The sequence below is a fragment of the Vibrio sp. 1151_11 genome, assembly GCF_029478525.1.
Taxonomy (GTDB): domain Bacteria; phylum Pseudomonadota; class Gammaproteobacteria; order Enterobacterales; family Vibrionaceae; genus Vibrio; species Vibrio anguillarum.
Genome location: NZ_SHMN01000018.1, coordinates 1 through 19,878 on the forward strand (window position 1 = coordinate 1; position 19,878 = coordinate 19,878).

At 43.6% G+C, this 19,878-nt stretch carries 19 protein-coding genes; 13 read left to right on the forward strand and 6 right to left on the reverse strand.

The features are described 5' to 3' along the window. Positions 1–163: 163 nt before the first annotated feature. Entirely contained in the window at positions 164–742 is a 579-nt protein-coding gene (locus EXZ60_RS13235; RefSeq protein WP_013868075.1) for a malate synthase, read from the reverse strand. 161 nt (positions 743–903) lie between these two features. Between EXZ60_RS13235 and EXZ60_RS13240 the strand changes: the two genes are divergently transcribed. Next, the gene (locus tag EXZ60_RS13240; protein WP_017047432.1) at positions 904–2,421 is read left to right on the forward strand and encodes a DUF3612 domain-containing protein; all 1,518 of its coding nucleotides are present in this window, start codon (positions 904–906) and stop codon (positions 2,419–2,421) included. A gap of 272 nt (positions 2,422–2,693) precedes the next feature. On the opposite strand, the gene EXZ60_RS13245 is transcribed toward EXZ60_RS13240, so the two are convergent. Next, positions 2,694–4,070, reverse strand: coding sequence for a diguanylate cyclase (locus EXZ60_RS13245; protein ID WP_017045991.1), 1,377 nt, complete (start codon positions 4,068–4,070; stop codon positions 2,694–2,696). Between the two features lie 328 nt (positions 4,071–4,398). Here EXZ60_RS13245 and EXZ60_RS13250 point away from each other — a divergent pair, with 328 nt between their 5' ends. Beyond that, positions 4,399–5,490: a DUF3541 domain-containing protein gene (locus EXZ60_RS13250; RefSeq protein WP_277435818.1), complete on the forward strand. Its 1,092-nt coding sequence runs from the start codon at positions 4,399–4,401 to the stop codon at positions 5,488–5,490. Positions 5,491–5,501: 11 nt separating this feature from the next. Here EXZ60_RS13250 and EXZ60_RS13255 read toward each other — a convergent pair whose 3' ends face one another. Beyond that, entirely contained in the window at positions 5,502–6,428 is a 927-nt protein-coding gene (locus EXZ60_RS13255; RefSeq protein ID WP_277435819.1) for a DMT family transporter, read from the reverse strand. A gap of 90 nt (positions 6,429–6,518) precedes the next feature. Between EXZ60_RS13255 and EXZ60_RS13260 the strand changes: the two genes are divergently transcribed. Next, on the forward strand, positions 6,519–7,427 hold the full coding sequence (locus EXZ60_RS13260; protein WP_277435820.1) for a LysR substrate-binding domain-containing protein: 909 nt from the start codon (positions 6,519–6,521) through the stop codon (positions 7,425–7,427). Between the two features lie 314 nt (positions 7,428–7,741). Beyond that, positions 7,742–8,917 carry a GGDEF domain-containing protein gene (locus tag EXZ60_RS13265; RefSeq protein ID WP_013868081.1) on the forward strand — a complete coding sequence of 392 codons (1,176 nt, stop codon included), beginning with the start codon at positions 7,742–7,744 and terminating at the stop codon, positions 8,915–8,917. Here EXZ60_RS13265 and EXZ60_RS13270 read toward each other — a convergent pair. Beyond that, positions 8,898–9,188, reverse strand: coding sequence for a hypothetical protein (locus EXZ60_RS13270; RefSeq protein WP_013868082.1), 291 nt, complete (start codon positions 9,186–9,188; stop codon positions 8,898–8,900). The two genes, EXZ60_RS13265 and EXZ60_RS13270, sit on opposite strands and share 20 nt — an antisense overlap. Before the next feature lie 148 nt (positions 9,189–9,336). Here EXZ60_RS13270 and EXZ60_RS13275 point away from each other — a divergent pair, with 148 nt between their 5' ends. Both EXZ60_RS13275 and EXZ60_RS13280 read left to right on the forward strand, forming a co-directional pair. Beyond that, positions 9,337–10,185: a pirin family protein gene (locus EXZ60_RS13275; protein WP_277435821.1), complete on the forward strand. Its 849-nt coding sequence runs from the start codon at positions 9,337–9,339 to the stop codon at positions 10,183–10,185. Positions 10,186–10,282: 97 nt separating this feature from the next. Beyond that, the gene (locus EXZ60_RS13280) at positions 10,283–11,029 is read left to right on the forward strand and encodes a transporter substrate-binding domain-containing protein (protein WP_170907573.1); all 747 of its coding nucleotides are present in this window, start codon (positions 10,283–10,285) and stop codon (positions 11,027–11,029) included. Positions 11,030–11,057: 28 nt separating this feature from the next. Here EXZ60_RS13280 and EXZ60_RS13285 read toward each other — a convergent pair whose 3' ends face one another. After that, positions 11,058–11,339 (reverse strand): pyrimidine/purine nucleoside phosphorylase, encoded by a 282-nt coding sequence (locus tag EXZ60_RS13285; protein ID WP_194576687.1) that lies wholly within the window; start codon positions 11,337–11,339, stop codon positions 11,058–11,060. Between the two features lie 369 nt (positions 11,340–11,708). On the opposite strand from EXZ60_RS13285, the gene EXZ60_RS13290 reads away from it, so the two are divergent. Beyond that, the gene (locus EXZ60_RS13290) at positions 11,709–12,152 is read left to right on the forward strand and encodes a DUF2850 domain-containing protein (RefSeq protein ID WP_026027942.1); all 444 of its coding nucleotides are present in this window, start codon (positions 11,709–11,711) and stop codon (positions 12,150–12,152) included. 100 nt (positions 12,153–12,252) lie between these two features. Here EXZ60_RS13290 and aroG read toward each other — a convergent pair whose 3' ends face one another. Next, positions 12,253–13,305 carry a 3-deoxy-7-phosphoheptulonate synthase AroG gene (gene aroG, locus EXZ60_RS13295; protein WP_013868087.1) on the reverse strand — a complete coding sequence of 351 codons (1,053 nt, stop codon included), beginning with the start codon at positions 13,303–13,305 and terminating at the stop codon, positions 12,253–12,255. A gap of 299 nt (positions 13,306–13,604) precedes the next feature. Here aroG and EXZ60_RS13300 point away from each other — a divergent pair, with 299 nt between their 5' ends. From EXZ60_RS13300 to EXZ60_RS13325, 6 genes are all read left to right on the forward strand, one after another. Further along, positions 13,605–14,324 (forward strand): amino acid ABC transporter ATP-binding protein, encoded by a 720-nt coding sequence (locus EXZ60_RS13300; RefSeq protein ID WP_047687789.1) that lies wholly within the window; start codon positions 13,605–13,607, stop codon positions 14,322–14,324. Beyond that, positions 14,324–15,121, forward strand: a complete 798-nt coding sequence (locus tag EXZ60_RS13305) for an amino acid ABC transporter permease (protein ID WP_094165293.1) — start codon at positions 14,324–14,326, stop codon at positions 15,119–15,121. Before EXZ60_RS13300 ends, EXZ60_RS13305 begins: the two co-directional genes overlap by 1 nt. A 97-nt stretch (positions 15,122–15,218) precedes the next feature. Further along, positions 15,219–16,001 carry a transporter substrate-binding domain-containing protein gene (locus EXZ60_RS13310; RefSeq protein WP_277435845.1) on the forward strand — a complete coding sequence of 261 codons (783 nt, stop codon included), beginning with the start codon at positions 15,219–15,221 and terminating at the stop codon, positions 15,999–16,001. 14 nt (positions 16,002–16,015) lie between these two features. Further along, positions 16,016–16,948 (forward strand): amino acid ABC transporter permease, encoded by a 933-nt coding sequence (locus tag EXZ60_RS13315; protein WP_047687756.1) that lies wholly within the window; start codon positions 16,016–16,018, stop codon positions 16,946–16,948. Between the two features lie 158 nt (positions 16,949–17,106). Further along, a complete protein-coding gene (locus EXZ60_RS13320) occupies positions 17,107–18,810 on the forward strand; it encodes a phospho-sugar mutase (protein WP_277435822.1) in 1,704 nt (567 codons plus the stop codon). Between the two features lie 207 nt (positions 18,811–19,017). Then, positions 19,018–19,851 carry an AraC family transcriptional regulator gene (locus EXZ60_RS13325; protein ID WP_029388160.1) on the forward strand — a complete coding sequence of 278 codons (834 nt, stop codon included), beginning with the start codon at positions 19,018–19,020 and terminating at the stop codon, positions 19,849–19,851. Positions 19,852–19,878: the final 27 nt, after the last annotated feature.

Genomic DNA, 19,878 nt, shown 5'->3' on the forward strand with positions numbered 1-19,878 from the left:
CAACATGGCTGAAAGCTTAATACTTGAAGGGCGAAGGGAAAGAACATTCCCTAGAACAGTTAAGCCTAGACCACAACGGTATGCTAAGAACAAAAATGCCGTTCACTCTTAAGTGAACGGCATTAGCGCCACGCCCCATTTAATCCCAATACGCATCTATAACCTAAGCAAGGTTAAAACTGTAGTTTAAGTAATAGTCTTCACCATCTTTTGCGGTGTACTCCTTATCTTCACTACAAGCTTGAGGCTTACCCTTTTCATCACCTTTGACTAGGCTTACCCAGTGGCGCATTGCGGCGCTGGGCATTTCTTCCACCGATTGGGTAAATGTGGTACACGTTTCTAACTGAATATCATTAATCTCTATCAGTTCAACGCGCCCAGTCCCTTTAGTGCAGCCTAACATCACTTCAACATGGCTACCACTTCCATCACGGAACAAGATCGAACATGGTGACTCCTTTTCACCATTGAAGGCAACAAAATGTTTTGGATGCTTCAAACCACTATGACGCCCATCCTTGAAATAAGCCAACACATGGCGGTAATCGATCACATAACTGGTCACATCTTGATGAGAGCCCGTCGCCAAAGGGAACAATCTATCGAGTAGTTGCTTCGCTCTACTCTGCTTTTCATTTTGTTGATTAGCACTGATAGTCTCGACGGCGAAGACGGCTTCAGCGATAAAGGGTTTATCTAGTTTTTGGATTTCTGTTTTATCGAATGTCAGCATATTCATCGTCTTTTCCTTATAGGTAACTCAACATTTTGTGTTCTAGAGCAATTATTCCAAACTTGCGTTTAACCTTTGTGCAAATTTGTGACCTTGCTTACTTGGTAGATTAACCAATTTTTTACTACAATTTCACAACAAAAATTTTACAGTGTGAATTTTACAAAATGGCCTTATCAAAAAGCTTAGTTCGTCAGTCACATTTCTTAGGGACAAAAGTCAGAAACTTAAGAAAGCGCAATCACCTAACGATGGAAGACTTATCGGCACGCTGTATTCGTATCAACCCAGAATACGCCCCCTCCGTTTCATACCTTTCGATGATTGAGCGTGGAAAACGGGTGCCTAGTGTTGATATGTTGGAGGTCATTGCCCAAGTTTTCCAAAAAGATCCCGCTTGGTTTTTAGATGATGAACCAGGTCAAACGGATATTACTCCTGACAAGGGTAACAGAGGTGGGATCAGCGGTATGGCTCTTGAACCTAGCTTTTTATTCTCAAATGATATTTTACAAATCGCAATCCCAGAGATGCTTTCCCAAACCGGGATCACTGGCAAACAGTTTGCTCATCTATTGATCCGTGCTCACCAAGAGAGTTTACAAAACCACTTCCCAGATCTTGAGCGAGCAGCAGAAGAAGTGGGTTTAAAACGCTTAAACTTAGCTGTTGAAGATCTTATCGACATCGCCAAAAGCCTTGGTTTGGTTATCCGCTGGGTCACGAGAACCCCGCAAGATGTTGTTGATGAGCTTGGTGTTAGCGCCAAACAACTTATTACCTCTTTTTTTGAACCACCATGCACGATCTACCTCAATGAAATTCTACGTGAGTACCCAACTCGCCTAAAGTACGACCTCGCAGTGTATATTGGCCATAATATTCTGCACAGCAAAGAGGGACTAAAAAGTGTCTTAACGGTTGGCCACACAAACAGTTGGGAAGAAACGCCGGATGCCACCGCCACCTGTGAATTAAATTCCCAAGATATCCTTCAGGCATGGCGAGATTTTGAATCGAGTTTTTTTGCTGGCGCACTGCTGTGCCCCAAAGTGCCTTATCGGCAACTTCTTGATCGCAGCGGTTACGAAATCGATGTACATTTGAAAGCGGGGGTTTCTCCTTCCGTTGCGATGAGGCGCATGACGGTCGTGTCACCCTATCCGCATTGGCACTATTTCGATGCTTATGGTGAAGGCAAATTAAAAGCGGTTTATCGTGGCAATGGGATCCCTCTACCGTGGGGGAATATGCGTAAAGTGAATGACCCTTGCCAGCATTGGGCCGTGTTTAGACGTCTTTCAGAGCCGCAAAGTGGCAGCTCTGCGCAAATTTCGATTTTGAATGTAGGTGATGAGCCGAGAATATATTGCTGTGAATCCGTCAATATGATCGATCCAGCAGGCAATAATCGAGTGCTATGCGCAGGAATAGATTTGAATCCAGCCATCAATGCACAAGGTGGGGATGCTCACTCAATTGCTGAGGAGCTCAAAGCGTTATGCGTCAGCAACGGCGGAAGCTCTCTTATTCCAAGACATATTAAAAAAGATCTCACGACTATTGCTAAAATTCTTAATATTAATTGGATTGAACGCGGAATTGAAAATAATGCGCGCTTAATCTGCTCACGCGGTGCTGTCTGTCCAAGAAAACCAAGCTGCTATGAGAAATGTGCTGGCTAGTTGCAGAGCGTAAAAATAAAAAAAGCCAATCACAAAAAGTATGATTGGCTATTAATAAGTGTGAACAAAAATAAGGTTCACTAACAACGTCAGTTGGCTAGGTGACCCTCGGCTTAGAAGGGTCACTTACTATATAGCAGGATGCATGCCAACTTTAAAACTGCCAAAAAACACCTTATCTGTCTACTTTATGAGCGGTTTCATTACAACGTGTCGCATAATAAATTTGCATTTTGCAATTAAATTTCAAAATGCAAATCTGAATAAATAATTTAGTAGTACTGCTGCCTCTTTTCTTGATACATCCGCTCATCAGCCAGTTTCAACATCGCATCCACATTATCAAATTCTGGGCTAAATGCGGCTGCGCCTACACTGACATGTAGGTTAATTAAGTGCTGCTCATAAATGACTGGCGCATTACACAACGCACTTTTTATTTTGAGACTGATCCGCTCAATATCATCGTTGTCCGATACTCGAGACAGCAAAACCAGAAACTCATCACCGCCAATACGTGCAACTAAATCCGAAGAACGCAATACGCTTTTCACTCGCTCCGCACAAGCAATCAACACCTTGTCACCCGCCGCATGCCCATAGGTGTCATTGATCGATTTGAACTTATCAATATCAATGTTGAGGATGACAAAACCAGCCGATTGGTCCATTTTTATAGCCTGCTCAAAATATCGATCAAGCGTATACATGAAGTACCGACGGTTAGGAAGCTGAGTTAATTCATCATGAAGTGCTCTTTCATTAGCAATAGAGTACAAGCGATATATCGTAATAAACGCCGCAACCAACAAGATTAAGATCGGATAACCTAACAACCGTACAATGTGAACCTGATACCAAGGCACTTGACCTAAAACATCGCTTTTCTGCGCAACAGCAATTTCCCAGCCGCCATAGGGAAAATGAACACTTTGTTTTGCAAAAGCTTTCGTGAACACCTCTTGTTCACCAAAAAATACCTCGCCTTCCGAACCAGTACTGTCTACCCCACGTATCGCCAAATTAAAGCGGTGAGTAAAACGTTCAACGCCAGTGGAAAGTAATAGAGAATCTAAATCGATCACGACACTGCATACCCCCCAATATTGTTGGTTATCAGGAGGGTCAGTAAATATAGGAATCCGAGCAACAAGGCCTCGCCCACCTTGAACTAGGTTCACAGGGCCTGCAATGAAGATCTCTTGGATCTCCCTTGCTTTTAAGATCGTGGCCCACTGTTTGGGAACGGTACGGTAATCTAAGCCTATCGTTTTGTGATTTCCACTCAATGGATAGGTGTAACGAATCACATCATCAGGCGCAAGCCCAATCACGCGCAAATGTCTACCTTCATGTAAAATATTAGCCGCAATCTTTTCCCAATCTTCGAACTGAGAATGGGCGTTAATCGCAATTAAACTGGTTAACCCATTTGCTACATAGATGTCAGACAAAATGGCAGCTTCTAACTGAGCTCGAATAATCGAAAGCTCTTCCTTTGCTCTGGTTTGAAGATTATCTCGGATAAAACTTCGTTGATTGAAATTGATAATTTCGATCAACCCTCCACAAAAAATGATGAAGGCAACGAGAAGCAAATTGACAGACCACTGTTTGCCTGAGATATGTCTCATGCAACTCTCCCTCACTAGCCTGTAGCAATCACTACATGTGTATGGTTTTACTTGCTCTATTTAGAATAGTGCTTCTTACTTAAGATTAACGTAATTAATGAGGGAATACCCAAATTAATTACAAATTTATTGATATAACCAAATGAACTCGTAGCTTTTTGCTAACATAGTAAGATTTTAATTCATCCATTTGCATAGCGTAAAAAGCACAATCAGCTAAACGCATTATCCTAACGACGGCTCAAAGCGGTCATTTTACGCACACCTGACATATCACCAACAATAATAAATCCATGAAATGCTAATATTATTATGAATATTAGCTTAGAGGTGTGTTTTCATCATGTTATTAAAAAAGAGTGGCCTATTTCTGGGATTAGCTATTGCATTGTGGTTGCCTGCCTCTGGCTATGCAGAGCCGGCGCCAACAACGAATAACACTTTTTCTGAATCTGCGGAGCTTATTCGTCAAACCTATGAAGAGCAACTTTTCACATTGCCGGCATTCAAAGAGGGGCACTATGGGTTACGGATGTATCGCCAAACTCTAGACCCTAAATATTCAGCAGCGGTGTGGAGTGATCTTGCTCGCGTGGCGAGCCGACTTAATCAATTTTCCGCAGAAGTTTCAACTGCTGAACAGGTTTTTCTCTACTCTGAGCAACGTTTGGCTGGATACTTCGATGACGCAGATGAACGCAGCCAATTACGCTATATCGCCACTAAACATATGCCAGAATACCTCTACTTAGGCGTCGACCTATTAGGCTCTATGGCCCGTGCCAACGAATATGGTTTGAAACATAAAGCAGATCAGCTTTTGCGCCAAGTGATCCGCCGTTATGATTTTACTAAGTACGCCACTGATGAAGAAATGATTAAAGCGTGGGCCGCACAACTTGCTAACCAAGTCTATTGGTTACGCCAGTTAGGTGAACAAGATGTCGTACAACCATTCATTGATAGCTTTAGGAAAACATACCCAGATTCTGCTGATAAAGCACTCTCCGCGCAACAATATGGCAATAAGCTGTATGGCATGACACACATTATTTTTGCCGATTCGGAATACTATCAAAATCCCATTAAAGAGCAGCAGCATCAATGGATCTTCGACTACTTTCGCAATAATATCGATACCATTTTGCTAAGAGCGAAGGAAGATGTGGTTGCTGAAGTTGGGATCACTTTTCTACTCGCAGGTTTAGAAAAAGATCCTGTTGTAGAAAAAACTCGTCTCGCAATTCAACAAGCGATTGATAAAAAGAAAGGGATGATCCCCTCTACCTCAGGTGTGTTTGACCTTGCCGACGGAGAGCACCGCAATGTACTTGCCATTATGTTACTTGACTGGCAGAAAACCAACCAAGCGCCCACAGTGAAAAATAATCCTAAGGTATTTTCTAGCCTGCCTTATGGGCTCATCAGACAGTAGCAATAAGCGGGTTAAGCTGATTTAAGCTGGTTTGACGATACTGAGGATTTAAATAGCTTCGGGATAAGAATTCCGGTAAAAGTTGCCATCACAATCAAGCCCAATCCTACCATTTGTGTTGGCAAGTACTGCACATTAAAAAACAACTGTTGCCATAAAGCGGTAAAAAGCAAATTGGTAAAAATCAACGGAGCGAGCTGCGAGCCAGAGTGTGCCAGACGGTAGGCTTTGGCTCGAAAAATTTGAGTGTTAATGACTAATATAGAAACTCCGCTCAAGGCAGTAACCACGGCTAACTGCTGCAAGCTGCCCCAGGTTTGTTGAAGTACATTCGCGTCTACGGTAGGAAGAAATAACAAAGGTAGTAATAAGATTGATGCACACACAAACGTCCAAGCATTTATATCAATAGATCGCATATTACTTTTCGTCGCTCGATATAAGCTTAACTGCGATCCCGCATTCAGCGCTCCCGCAAGTAAACCGACCAATAACTCCATCCGTAAATGGATGCCCGAAACATCGCCAGCCAGCAGTAACACCCCGATAAATGTAATGGCCAAGCTCACAACCGTGCCTGCTTTCATCACTACACCAAATATTAATTTTTCTAACAAAGGAATAAACAGTGGACCAGTGCTGAACAATACGACACTTTCCACCAAAGAAAGGTGCTGAAGTGAGTAAATAAAACAGAGCTGACAGCCTGCAATACATACTGAGCGAACCCACAGAGCCCGTTTCATACCTTTGGGAGGAAAACGGAAATGAGTTAAGCTCATTACTCCCAACAATATGAGCGCGGGGAGTAAAAATCGGAGAAAACTGAGACTTTGTAGCGGTATCTCATGTGCAAGAAACTTAGACAGTAGCCCTGTCAATGACAAGCTAAATGTGGAGGACAACATAAATAATGGAGCCAAAATTCGTGGGTTCATACAACTCTCCTCTAGTACAGCCATCATAGAACAATGACGAAAGGAAAAATAACGAGTAATATTAACCAAACCTGTAAGAGAAACTTACCAATGCGAAAACTACCTCCGCTCAAGTCACTCTACTCATTTATTGCCGTAGCAGAAACAGGCAGTATGACGGATGCAGCAAAGCACCTTAATGTTAGTCATTCAGCCGTCAGTCAATCAATAAAAGCATTAGAGAACCAGCTAAACCAGCCGCTATTCAATCGCGTTGGGCGTCACGTCGTACTCAATAGTGCTGGTCAAAAATACTATCGGAGAATTGCGCCTGCTTTGGAGCAAATCGTTGAAGCAACTGAAGTGCTTATGAGAGATGAGCGCCATAACCGACTGACACTCAACATGGTCAACTCATTAGCGCTGCACTGGTGGATACCACGAGTTAACCGCTTTCAAGAGCACGCGCCACATATAGACGTGAGAATATCGAGTTTAACAGGCACTTTTTCTCTAACATCAGAGAACGTTGATATCGCGATTGTTCATGGTAAACAAGATGAGTGGCAAGACTACTATTGTGAGAAACTTGCCGAAGATGAACTAGTGCTGGTATGCAGCCCTGAACTCATAAAACCTGACCTCATAAAGCAAGGTGATAAGCAGACGCTTTCATCCATACTTAAATGCCACCCAGCGATTATCGCTGTGAACGAGCGCCGCAAAAAAGACTGGCAAATTTGGTGCGATGCTTATCAACTTAGCATGCCAGAAAGTCGCAAAAACCTATCATTTGTTTCTTCAGCACAAGCCGTACAAGCAACTATCCGCCAATTAGGTATTTTCGTTACCCATCGCCTCTTTGTAAAAGATGACATCAAGTTAGGCCTACTACAAGAACTCGGTTCCGCAGTGACTAATCCCTATCAAGACTACTACTTCGTTTGTGCCAAAGAGCAACTGAAACAAGAGAGTATCTTAGTACTAAGAAGTTGGATCAAAAAAGAATTTGTGATGTAACTAAATTTGCGATGTAACTACAGGACGGCTTAGATTTTTTTGCTATATCCACATTTGCTTATATTCATTTTTTTATAAAAAAAATAATGGCTTATTTGGACAACGTTAAAATAATCGACAAAACATGCTGATAATACAATAAGTTATAAGACCATTGATCACCGATGATTAATAGCCTAATGACTTAACGAAAACGCCAAATGATTAGCCATTGTATTTTTTAACTGACTCCATGCACTTCGTCCGCAAAACTCTGTTATTTATTCTAGACTTAACTCGGTATCTAATACTTTAGGATAGCATCGAGATCGAGTATGACTGAACTGGTAGGTAGACATTTAGAAGAGATGGCCAATATGCGGGCGTCACGCAAGCGTAGGGTCGTTGCCTTATGCTCATTTGTGTCTGTGCTACTTTTCGCCTTTTATGGCATTCTTCATTTTCTTGAACAGCAATATTACCTGAGCACTTTTAATTTATTATGCTTGATCGCCATTGCCTCTAATTACCTTTATTTCTACCATCACTCTGATAACACCTCCTATGCCGATTTATTCCTCAGTGCCATCTTGTTAACAAAAGGGGTCATATTACTACTATATGGACAGCATATGGTCGGCAATGTGCTGTGGTTGTTTCCAATTATTGCGGCGGTGATCTTCATTAATGACTTTCGAATAGGCTTAGTTTTTAGCTGTAGTTTCTTTATGCTAATTGGCGTCTCAGTACAACTCTCCGGTGCCGATATTCTTCCTCAATATCTCCCCATAGATCGGTTTTTTCTCAGTCTCATCGCACTCTGTTGCATGTGTCATATTTCCTCTTACTACTACAACAAAGCGGTTTGCTATATCCAGCATCTTTATCAAGAGGGAATTGAAGACCTTGCCTACACCGACCAACTGACTGGGCTCGCCAATCGTTGGAGTTTCGAAACTTGGGCACGTGAAAAGCTCTCCCAGCAGACTGATAAAAAGACCATCACCGCACTCGTTTTTCTAGACATTGATAATTTCAAGTCCATTAATGACAGCTACGGACATGAGGTCGGGGATCGAGTCTTGCAATATTTCGCCAACCGTTTAAAAAACAACGTCCGAAATAAAGACCGGAAGACAGATAAACACGATTACTCCATCGCGAGATTTGCCGGAGATGAGTTCGTGCTACTACTTTACGATATCAAAACGGTTAAGGATTTGGATGGCGTTCTCAACCGGATTTGTTATCTGTTTGAGGATAAATATCAAGGCTCAGAAATGATCAATAACCTCACCGTCAGCATCGGCGCTGCTTTGTTTCCTTCTGATGCTGATAACTTGGCCGAGCTGACTCGGTGCGCAGACAAAGCGATGTACGCAGCAAAACACAACGGCAAAAATCAATATCAGTATTACCAACATATTTCACTTGACCATACTGAAGCATCTACTGCAACCCATTCAGCAACAGTGACACCAATAAAGAAAGCTAGCGAGTCATATACATAATCCACAAACCTACTGCACATACCACCACCATCCATGCGGCGTAGCGTGCTGTATTAGGTTTATTTGGTTTAGGGTGAATCACCGGCCTCATTGCCGCACGCCTTGCTGCTTCAACAATGGAAACGTCTTTATCACTGAGCTGTTCAAGCGTATCGCGATTTTTCTGCGCTTGATTAGCCACCTTGGTAAATCGGTGCATCTGCTCAAGCGTAAAATCCTCTTTGGGATCATAATGCGGATTCTGATCTTCATGTTTGGGCAACATAGACATTAGGCATCCTCCTCGTGATCCAACCTACTTTAATTATAGCCCCTCTCAAGATATGTTCGAATTTCTCGACGAAGACCTTCAAAACACAGCGCTCTTCTTTATCAGCACCTTGTCTTAGACTGATCTTATACCGACAAGGAGAATCATTATGCTAACGCAACGTGAAATAAAACAGATAATCCCCGCACAACCCACTTCGGATGGAGATGGCGTAAAAATTAGCCGCGTTGCTGGCTTTAATAACGCTAATTTTTCACCATTTTTAATGCTCGATGAATTTAAATCTGATCAAAAAGCCGATTATATTGGCGGATTCCCTCCTCATCCACACCGAGGAATCGAAACTCTCACTTATATGCTAAATGGGCATTTCCAACATCAAGATCATATGGGTAATGTCAGTGAATTACGCTCTGGTGGTGCCCAATGGATGGCCGCAGGAAGAGGTGTTATTCATAGCGAGATGCCAATCATGACTGAAGGTCAGTTGCACGGTTTTCAGATTTGGATCAATCAGCCTGCTAGCCAAAAAATGGCGCCAGCGCAATACCACGACTTTCAACCCGAAACCATTACCGAATACCACTCCCAAGAGGCTGGCCTGCTGAAAGTACTTGCGGGTGATGTCACTTGTGGCAACCAGATAGTAACTGGCCCATTAACAAAAACGGGCGTTAAATTGAGTGTAGCCGACTGGCAAGCAACACCGGGTAGCCAATTAGAGATCGCCACTCCAAATCACTTTAATGTCATGGCATTTACCTACAAAGGCAATGCACAGCTAGGCAGTAAAGTGTTGAAGCAAGGCGAGCTAGCGTTGCTCTCAAAAGGTGAGTTCTTAACATTAAAAGCCAATGATACGAGCGGAGTATTGTTGCTAATGGGGCAACCCATTGATGAACCTGTAGTGCATTATGGGCCGTTTGTAATGAACTCATTTTCTGAGATAGAACAAGCAATTAAAGACTACAACTCAGGTGTGTTTGAACAGTATTAATCATAGGGTAGCCATCCGGCTGATCTTAAGTGTCATTTTGGGGTTCTCAGAAAGTTTGCCTATACTCAAGTAGTAAATTTGACGAGAGGCACGAAATATGTGGGTATTGACTAGAAATATTCTCATTTCATTGGCAGCAGTGCTGATCAGCTCAACGCTTTTTGCTAACACCCTTAAAGCTGATTTTAGGCATCGACCACCAGAAATGGTGATCAGTCCAGATGGTCAAAAAATCAGCGGTCCATTAAAGGAAATCATTGAAGAAGCAGCAAAAAATATAGGCTTCGATATCGAGTGGCGAAACATTCCATTTCCTCGCAGCCTTGCTACTTTAGAAAATGGTACTGTTGACATTGTTCCACGTGTCATACGAACAGCAGACAGAGAAGCATTTGTTCGCTTTATCGGTCCTATAAGTGAGCAAACACGGAATATTGTTTTTGTCACTCGCAGTGATGGGCCAGCAATCAACAATTATCAAGATTTACGAGAGCTAAATGTCGGTGTGAAAAGAGGTACCGCTTATTTCGAAGCGTTTGATCAAGACAAAGAGATAAATAGAACGGTTGTTAATGATGACTTCAACCTAGCAAGAATGCTAGAGGCAAAGAGAATAGATACCGTTATCGTATTGGATTTACCTGCGCTAGAAGTGGAATTAAAAACAATCAATTTTAGTAACTACCAAGTAGCAACCTACTACTATCCAAACACTATCGGCAACTATTACGGTATGCCTAAAAGCCATCCACAAGCGGATGCATTACAAAACGCTCTGTCTGAAATGGTAAAAAGTGGAAGGATCGAAGCCATCTATGCAAAATTTGGCTTAACAGCTCGATAAGAAATAGGGCTTTTAAGCCCTATTTCAACTACAAATATTCGCACAAATAAGCTGTTGCTTCGGCAACTTTCAAATCAAAGGACGAATTCTCAGCGACTTCAAAAGATTCATTCGCTTTAAATGTAGACCAGTGTTCATCCCCTAAACGCTTTATCGTTAACGAACCTTTGATGACTGTCATACGCTCAGGAGCCGCCGTGCCAAAGGTGTATTCGCCAGGAGCCATTACGCCCACCGAACTGTCACCACTTTGGTGAGCAAAACCTAAAGATTTAACAGCCCCGTCGAAGTATTTGTTTTCTTTGATCATTTCTCTTCCTTGTAAAATAAACCACCAAAATATGGTGAATAACACGTTTGTAAGCCGTTTTATCTGAAATCGTAAAAATACACAAGTGGCAATTGGGATTAAACAAATAGTGAAACGCGACCTATACTGATCGGTAAGTCAACAAAATTCATGATGCAATGTTCATCTTGTCATCCATTAGTACTAGTTTTGGAAAAAAGATCATATTTTCCAGTGTGACATTTGCTAAACCACACGACATATTCCACTCTCTAACCTTGTTTTAATTGGTTAGCCTTACCGGTACTAGTCGCTGATTGCTTACGTTATGGAGTGGGAATGGCAGTTAAGGGTTTCACGCATGCAAATAAAGCCTCTTCAGGTCACCCTATGAAAAAAAAGTGGGTATTAAAAAGTCTTTTTTGGATAGTGCTGTTCACTATCGCAGCTAGTTTTGCCACTTTACTTTTAGTGAGCTATCAAGAGTATACAAGCCCCAAAAATGTCTATGGTTCATGGATCGAAATCGGTACACCAAGTTATAGCACTGAGGTTCTAACTCTCAATTCAAATGGCGTGTTTCGAAATAATCGCTTAGTCAGCACTCAGTTTGAATATGATGGGGATAAAATTGTGATTAACACTGGTAGTGGCGTGACCATTTACCAACTTGCTGGGACAACAAACTCCCCTCAACTCAAGCGCATTGAACCTGTCATGCCTTTACAACGCTTTATCAAACAAGGCTATGAAAGCACTGTAGAAAACGATGAAAACGGCGACCCAAGTAAAAATCGTCGTTCAGCATTATCTGAGCACTTTTCACAACCATAGTGCTTAAAGTGACGCGATCAGGGCTGAGTCTAAGCCTAAATAGAAAAGCCCCCAAATCGGGAGCTCTGTTGATACTTTATATTATAGAGTGACGCCATATTTAGCGTGCGCGACGCGCCTCTACGGCACCAGCCAATTGACGCAATACCACTTCAGTATCATCCCAGCCAATACATGCATCCGTAATCGATTGACCATAAGTGGCCGCACAACCATCCACGAGATCCTGACGTCCTTCAACGAGATGAGACTCAATCATCACACCAAAAATAGCATGTTCACCCGATGCAATCTGCTCGCTCACATCTTGTGATACCACAAGTTGACGCTGGTACTGTTTAGAGCTGTTTGCGTGGCTAAAGTCAATCATCACTTTTTGTGGTAAACCGGAGATTTCTAGTTCCTGCTTGATAGCCGCGACATGTTGAGCGTTGTAGTTTGGCTCTTTACCACCTCGTAGAATGATATGGCAATCAGGGTTGCCTGCCGTTTGAATGATGGCCGAATGACCATACTTAGTGACCGACAAGAAATGGTGCGATGCACTGGCAGAGCGAATCGCATCAGAAGCGATTTTGATATTGCCATCTGTCCCATTTTTGAACCCAACCGGACAAGATAGACCCGATGCGAGCTCACGGTGAACTTGAGATTCTGTTGTTCGAGCACCAATAGCGCCCCAACTGATAAGGTCAGCCACATACTGCGGTGTGATCATATCTAAAAATTCGCTCGCTGTCGGCATCCCCATATCGGTCAAATCAAGCAGTAACTTACGCGCCATGCGTAAACCATCGTTAATTTTATAGGTATCATTTAAATAAGGGTCGTTAATGAGCCCTTTCCATCCGACGGTCGTACGAGGTTTTTCAAAATAGACACGCATGACAATTTCAAGGCGATCACCTAGTTCATCGCGCAACACTTTAAGACGTTTTCCATATTCAACAGCCGCTTGAGGATCATGAATTGAACATGGGCCAATGATCACCAATAAGCGATCATCTTTATCTTGTAGAATATTATGAATGGCTTCTCGAGCCTGAAATGTGGTTGAAGAAGCAACTTCTGTTGCCGGAAACTTTTCTAGAACCGCAACAGGAGGTAATAACTCTTTAACTCGTTTAATTTTTACATCATCAGTCTGAAACATTGCTTACTTCTTCCTTATTCTTTTCTACTGCCTACCGAACAACGGACAGGTTGGATCTATACGCAGCCTTGCTTTCGGCTCTCCCCTGTAACTTATCTACTAAAAACCACAACTTCAATCATTATTTTCAACAAAAGGCAATATTGGCTACTTTTTTACAAAATAATCACTGCGTAAAAAAATAGTTACACCCTTGAGCTGGAACCCACAAATTAACGCTAATATGAGCTTCGTAGGTGCATTATCTCGTTGATATTGCTAAGGTAGGTGATAACAAAATAGCAACAAGATATTCAACCATGAATGCGATAGAGTTTGAAAAAGTAAACAAGTGGTACAATAATTTTCACGCTTTGAAAGACATTACTCTTCAGGTTCGTCGAGGGGAAATCTTAGTCGTTTGTGGCCCTTCAGGCTCAGGAAAATCAACATTAATCCGAACGGTCAATGGGTTAGAAGCTATCACCGCGGGCAAGATCACCCTGAACTCTAACCATTCCGACATCACACAGCCTGCGGGAAAAATCGGTATGGTTTTCCAGCATTTCAACCTTTTCCCTCACTTGACGGTGATTGAAAACCTTATTTTAGCTCCAATTCGTACACTGAAATTGAGTAAGCAAGCCGCAAGACAAAGAGCGAGCCATTTTTTACAGCGAGTGAATATTCTTGACCAAGCTGACAAATATCCGGTGCAATTATCTGGCGGTCAGCAACAGCGTGTTGCCATTGCACGCTCACTCTGTATGCAACCAGAAATTTTATTGTTTGATGAGCCCACTTCAGCTCTCGATCCTGAAACCATCCAGGAGGTACTGGATGTCATGGTAGATCTTGCTCAAGATGGCATCACCATGATGTGCGTCACTCATGAAATGGGTTTTGCCCGAAAAGTAGCGGATCGCGTCATTTTTATGGATGAAGGAAGAATTCTCGAGATCGCTACGCCGGAAGAGATATTTCGTCAGCCAAAACACCCAAGAACTCAACAGTTTCTCAACCAAATATTGAGCCATTGATGATAAAAGTACTGATAAAACCGATCTTCTCCGCTCTAGTACAGATAGTTCTATTGCTTGCGGGGATGATATGGCTACTTGATTCTGGCGCACATGCTATGGGTTACCAGTGGCAATGGCATCGTGTGCCTGATTTCATCGCTTTTTACGACGAGGGGGAATGGTGGCCCGCGGAACTGCTCGAAGGGTTAGCCGTCACGGTGCAAATCTCAACGGTCAGCCTATTTTTTACGCTGGTCATTGGCTTAACAACCGCTTTGTTGAAGCTTTCCAATTCTGTGGTAGGGCGTTGGTTGGCCAATATTTATATTGAGCTTATCCGCAACACGCCGCTACTGGTGCAGATATACCTGCTCTATTTTGTGTTTGGCCCAGTGCTGGGCTTAGATCGCTTCTCTACTGCCATTTTAGCTTTGGCACTGTTTCAAGGCGCTTATACTGCCGAAGTGTTTCGTGGTGGTTTAAACAGCATTCCGAAGGGACAGTTTGAAGCGGCACGAACATTAGGGCTTTCTCGTTTTTATACCTATGTTGATGTGATCTTACCGCAACTTATCCAACGTACATTACCTCCACTGACCAATGAAGTCGTGTCATTAATTAAAAACTCGTCTATCGTCAGTGTGATGGCTATTTTTGACTTAACCACTCAAGGTAGAAATATTGTCTCAGAAACGGCGATGCCATTTGAAATATGGTTTACCGTCGCTGCAATTTATTTACTGTTAACTCTGTCTTTATCAGGGTTTTCAGCATGGTTAGAACACAAACTCGGGGCGCAATGGCGCGCTCAATAATCATCCTTAAAAGGAGAACATCATGCAGCAATCTGCACCAAAAGCGTGGCAACGCGCTGGGTTGAAGGCTATCGCCGCTCTATCGCTCGGGTTAACCATGTTACTAGGGATAACCATTTCCATACCCGCCTTTGCCAGTGAAACGCCTAGCCTTGATAAAATCACTGAACGAGGCACATTGCGTGTGGGTATGTCTACGTTTGTGCCTTGGGCAATGCGCAACAAGCAAGGCGACCTAATTGGCTTTGAAATTGATGTTGCCAAACGTCTTGCTGAAGATTCAGGTTGGAAAGTGGAATTTGTACCTACCGCGTGGGATGGCATTATTCCAGCACTCTTAGCACAGAAATTTGATGTCATTATCGGCGGCATGTCTATCACTCCTGAGCGCTCGAAAAGCGTCCTGTTCACTGCTCCCTATTCACATTCAGGAGTACAACTTGCCGCTAATCAATCCTTAGCTAATGGCTTTTCCACCATTGAAGACTTCAACTCTCGTCGAGTGACTATCGCAGCGCGACGCGGAGCATTTACCGTTCAAGTCGCTCGTGAAACCTTCCCCAAAGCCAAAATTCTGCAATTTGATGACGATGCACAAGCCTTTCAAGAAGTATTAAACGGCCAAGCACACGCCGTGATTGCGTCAAGCCCTAAACCTGAACATGAAACAGTGAAACACAGTGACAAACTGTTCATTCCTTTCAATGAACGGTTGTCCAAAGGAAACGAAGCGTTTGCCGTTCGCTTAGGTGAAGAGGACAAAAAAGCCTTTTTTGATCAATGGATTATTGAACGAACCAATGACGGCTGGTTAAATGAGCGCTACGAATATTGGTTCTCAACGCTAGATTGGCAAAACCAAATCGTCTCAGGGCAATAGCCTGAGGGGCGGATGTGAATAGAACAAAAACCGTACTGTATGAAAAACGGAGCCTTAAACCATGGCTACGATTATCGCTCAATAAGCTCGATTATGCGTTACTCGTAGCACTGCTAGGCTTTGTTATTTGGTTAACGCACCGAGCCGAGCTTGGGGTGAATTATAATTGGCGTTGGCAAGAAGCTTTTGCTCTGATTTTCACCCCAACGAGCCATGGTGCTATCCCTTATTTCTTTCAGGGGTTAGTTGCTACTTTGCGCTTAAGTGTCTGGGCGATGGTGCTGGCCCTTGTGTTAGGCACACTGCTTGGCGTAGCACGCCACTCTCAGTTTTCGTGGTTCAGAATTCCGGCTAACGCTTTTGTGCAATTAGTTAGGAACATTCCGCCGCTGGTTTTCGTGTTCATTTTTTATTTTTTTGTCTCCAATCAACTGATCCCGTTGTTGGGCCTAGAAAACCTACTACGGGAACACCATGAGCCAACCAATGTCATTCAGCATTGGCTGTTTGGTCCTTCTCATCTATGGGAAAATTTGTTCTCTGGAATTGTGTGTATTGGGATGCTTTCATCGGCCTACATCGCTGAAGTTGTTCGTTCAGGTTTGGCCGGAATCGCTCAAGGTCAGTGGGAAGCAGCGCACTCTTTAGGGCTGTCTCGATGGGTAAAATACCGATACGTCATTGCCCCTCAAGTATTGGCGGCGATCACGCCGGCTTTAGCTGGGCAAGCGATTTCTTTGGTCAAAGATTCTTCGATTGTATCGCTAATTTCAATTCAAGAAATGACGTTTGTTGGCACAGAAATCGCTAACTCTTCTGGGCTTATTTTTGAAATATGGTTGTTAGTGGGCGGTGCATACTTGGGTTTATGTTTAAGCCTCTCTTTACTGTTTAGGCGGCTCGAGCTACGCAGTTTACGCCATCTCTCGCTTCATCACTCTAACTAGATAACACTGAATTTGTCAGCGTCAGTTGCGCAACCAATCAAAGAGAAGCAACACGTGATGAGAAACAAAATAAGAACGATGTTTAGCGATTGCGCCCCCATTATTGAGAATGAATATCAGTTAGAATTAATTAAACATGAATGTAAGAAGGTGAAACCATGATGCAACACGTTTCCGAATGGTTAGAAAAAGATCCCGATCCTAAAACTCGCCAAGAACTACAAGCACTAGTCGATCAGCATCAGTTAGATGAGATAAAAGCTCGCTTTCAATCACGTCTTGAGTTCGGCACCGCGGGTTTACGCGGCATCGTGGGATGCGGCCCTAATCGTATGAACCGCCTGGTAATTCAAGAAACGGCGACGGGTTTAGGGCACTACCTCATTCAACAAGTCAGCAATGCCAAAACACGTGGGGTGGTGATTGGCTATGATGGCCGGCCAGATTCTCAGCAATTTGCACACGATACCGCCTCAGTACTCGCCGCGCTGGGGATCAAAGTGTATCTCACGTATAAAGTGGCACCGACCCCAGTAGTCGCTTTTGGGGTAAAACACTTTAATGCCGCCGCCGCAGTCGTAGTCACCGCCAGTCACAACCCACCCGAATACAATGGCTTTAAGGTGTACTGGGAAAATGGCGCACAAATTATTCCTCCTCACGATTCAGGCATTGCTGAGGAGATCGACTTAGCGGCAACGCGAGCTATTTCTCTGATGCCGTTAGACAACGCGCACCAACAAGGCCTTTTGCAATGGCTAACAGAAGAGTATTACCAAACTTACCGTCGTACCCTCAATCAAAGCCCATTGTTAAACCACCACACTGATCCGCAATGCCTTACCATTGCGTATACCGCGATGCATGGTGTCGGCGCTGAGATGGCTGAAACTTTGCTGCATGACTCTGGGTTTACCCATGTCATCAGTGTAAAGGAACAACGAGAGCCGGATGGCCGTTTCCCGACCGTCAACTTCCCGAACCCTGAAGAGCCTGGGGCGATGGATATGGTTATCGCGTTAGCCCATGCCCAAAATGCACAACTGGCCTGCGCCAACGACCCAGATGCCGACCGATTTGCCGTTGCCGTACAACGAGCGGATGGTCAATACCAAATGCTGACTGGCGATCAAGTTGGCACACTATTTGGGGACTATTTGCTCTCCAAAACCGATGCCTCAAAACAGTTGGTTGGCAACACCATCGTCTCATCCAGTTTACTCGGTAATATTGCGCAGGCGAAAGGTGCAAAATACTACCAAACCTTGACTGGCTTTAAATGGTTGACCAACGTGGCGATGCAACAACAAAGCGATGAACAGCAGTTCTTATTCGCCTATGAAGAAGCATTGGGTTACACCATAGGGCAAACCGTTTGGGATAAAGATGGTCTTTCGGCCATGGTGGCATTTGCACAACTAGCGGCCGAATTATACAGCCAAGGTAAGACTATTTGGGATCAACTCGAAACCATTTACCGCCAGCACGGTTTTTACATTAATGCACAACGCAGCATTAAGTTAGACCCTAACTCACCGCCGATCGGTGACAAGCTTCGCGCCACACCGCCAACGGAAATCTCTGGTAGAAAAGTGCTCATGACCGACGATCTCAAATCACTCACACGTTATATTGCCGATGGAACAACGCAAGCGATTCAACTTCCTGCTAGCGATGTATTGACCTATCACTTGGAAGGCGGAGCGAGAGTGATTGTGCGCCCGTCGGGCACTGAACCTAAATTGAAATGCTATTACGAGGTCATCGGAGCCTTCGAAGCAGAAGAAGATTTCGCCAGCGCCGAGAAAAAAGCCGACGAGCAAATGGCGATGCTCATCGCAGAACACCAACACAGCTTGTAGCGCTCACTGCCGGACAAGCACAACGAAATAACAGGCCGTCTTCAGTTCATTGTTGGCGGCATTTTTATTTCATCTGTTTAGGTGAACAATGCCTGCGACTACAACGCTCTTTTCCCTCCAGTGGATGACAGTTGTATGCGCAATTTTGTACAAAACCATTCTGAATAAATCGGCTACACTGGTTGTTGCAAAAAGGTAGGATATGAAATGCCCAAGCAGAAAAGCAAAAAGAGAGAACTAGCCAAGTTTCATATCGCTAATGAACTTGGCGGAATTGAGCTTCTCGATGCACAATACGAAACACAAAACTTTTCGCGCCACAGCCACGAAGGGTACACGGTGGGAGTTATTGAACGCGGTGCTCAACGATTTTACCGCACCGGTGGTCATCATATTGCTCCACAAGACAGCATTATTTTGGTTAATGCCGAAGAAGTCCATAATGGCCATTCTGCTGTAGAAGGTGGTTGGGCCTATAAAGCCATGTACCCACTTCCAGAACAATTTAGTACCGTGCTTCAAGAGTTAGGTTCTTCTAACTCATGCGCTCCTTATTTTCCAGAACCCGTAGTCTACGATCCTGAATTAGCAAACCAATTTCGTTTAGTTTTTGATACGTTAGAGCAGTCGAGTAACCGTCTATTACGCGAAACATTAGTTTATGCGACCCTAACCAAACTGGTAGCACGTCATGCCAAAAGTCCTCCTATCTCACTACCTAAAACTAAAATTCAGCAGTCGCTCTATACGGTTAAAGAATTCTTAGATGACTTCCCTCAGGCCGATGTCTCATTAGAAGATTTATCAAAACTAGCTGGAGTTAGCCCCTATCATTTGGTTCGTTCATTTCAAAAAATGTATGGCTTCCCACCGCATGCCTATCAAATTCAAGCGCGGTTGCGTTATGCTAAAACACTATTGAGAAGTGGTCATCCCATTTCAGATGCTGCGCAAGAATCTGGGTTTCATGACCAAAGTCATCTACATCGCCACTTTAAGCGTGCAATGGGCTTAACGCCAAAACAGTTCTTAGCCAAATAGCAAGCGCAATTTTGTACAATCGCTTGA

Excerpts from the sequence above, each read along its gene's own strand:
- EXZ60_RS13270 (WP_013868082.1), bottom strand. The coding sequence starts at position 9,188 with ATGTCTATGTTGCCCAAACATGAAGATCAGAATCCGCATTATGATCCC.
- EXZ60_RS13320 (WP_277435822.1), top strand. The coding sequence starts at position 17,107 with ATGATGCAACACGTTTCCGAATGGTTAGAAAAAGATCCCGATCCTAAA.
- EXZ60_RS13285 (WP_194576687.1), bottom strand. The coding sequence starts at position 11,339 with ATGATCAAAGAAAACAAATACTTCGACGGGGCTGTTAAATCTTTAGGT.
- EXZ60_RS13290 (WP_026027942.1), top strand. The coding sequence starts at position 11,709 with ATGAAAAAAAAGTGGGTATTAAAAAGTCTTTTTTGGATAGTGCTGTTC.
- EXZ60_RS13235 (WP_013868075.1), bottom strand. The coding sequence starts at position 742 with ATGAATATGCTGACATTCGATAAAACAGAAATCCAAAAACTAGATAAA.
- EXZ60_RS13260 (WP_277435820.1), top strand. The coding sequence starts at position 6,519 with ATGCGAAAACTACCTCCGCTCAAGTCACTCTACTCATTTATTGCCGTA.
- EXZ60_RS13275 (WP_277435821.1), top strand. The coding sequence starts at position 9,337 with ATGCTAACGCAACGTGAAATAAAACAGATAATCCCCGCACAACCCACT.
- EXZ60_RS13300 (WP_047687789.1), top strand. The coding sequence starts at position 13,605 with ATGAATGCGATAGAGTTTGAAAAAGTAAACAAGTGGTACAATAATTTT.
- EXZ60_RS13240 (WP_017047432.1), top strand. The coding sequence starts at position 904 with ATGGCCTTATCAAAAAGCTTAGTTCGTCAGTCACATTTCTTAGGGACA.
- EXZ60_RS13280 (WP_170907573.1), top strand. The coding sequence starts at position 10,283 with ATGTGGGTATTGACTAGAAATATTCTCATTTCATTGGCAGCAGTGCTG.
- EXZ60_RS13255 (WP_277435819.1), bottom strand. The coding sequence starts at position 6,428 with ATGAACCCACGAATTTTGGCTCCATTATTTATGTTGTCCTCCACATTT.
- EXZ60_RS13325 (WP_029388160.1), top strand. The coding sequence starts at position 19,018 with ATGCCCAAGCAGAAAAGCAAAAAGAGAGAACTAGCCAAGTTTCATATC.
- EXZ60_RS13305 (WP_094165293.1), top strand. The coding sequence starts at position 14,324 with ATGATAAAAGTACTGATAAAACCGATCTTCTCCGCTCTAGTACAGATA.
- EXZ60_RS13310 (WP_277435845.1), top strand. The coding sequence starts at position 15,219 with ATGTTACTAGGGATAACCATTTCCATACCCGCCTTTGCCAGTGAAACG.
- aroG (WP_013868087.1), bottom strand. The coding sequence starts at position 13,305 with ATGTTTCAGACTGATGATGTAAAAATTAAACGAGTTAAAGAGTTATTA.
- EXZ60_RS13265 (WP_013868081.1), top strand. The coding sequence starts at position 7,742 with ATGACTGAACTGGTAGGTAGACATTTAGAAGAGATGGCCAATATGCGG.
- EXZ60_RS13250 (WP_277435818.1), top strand. The coding sequence starts at position 4,399 with ATGTTATTAAAAAAGAGTGGCCTATTTCTGGGATTAGCTATTGCATTG.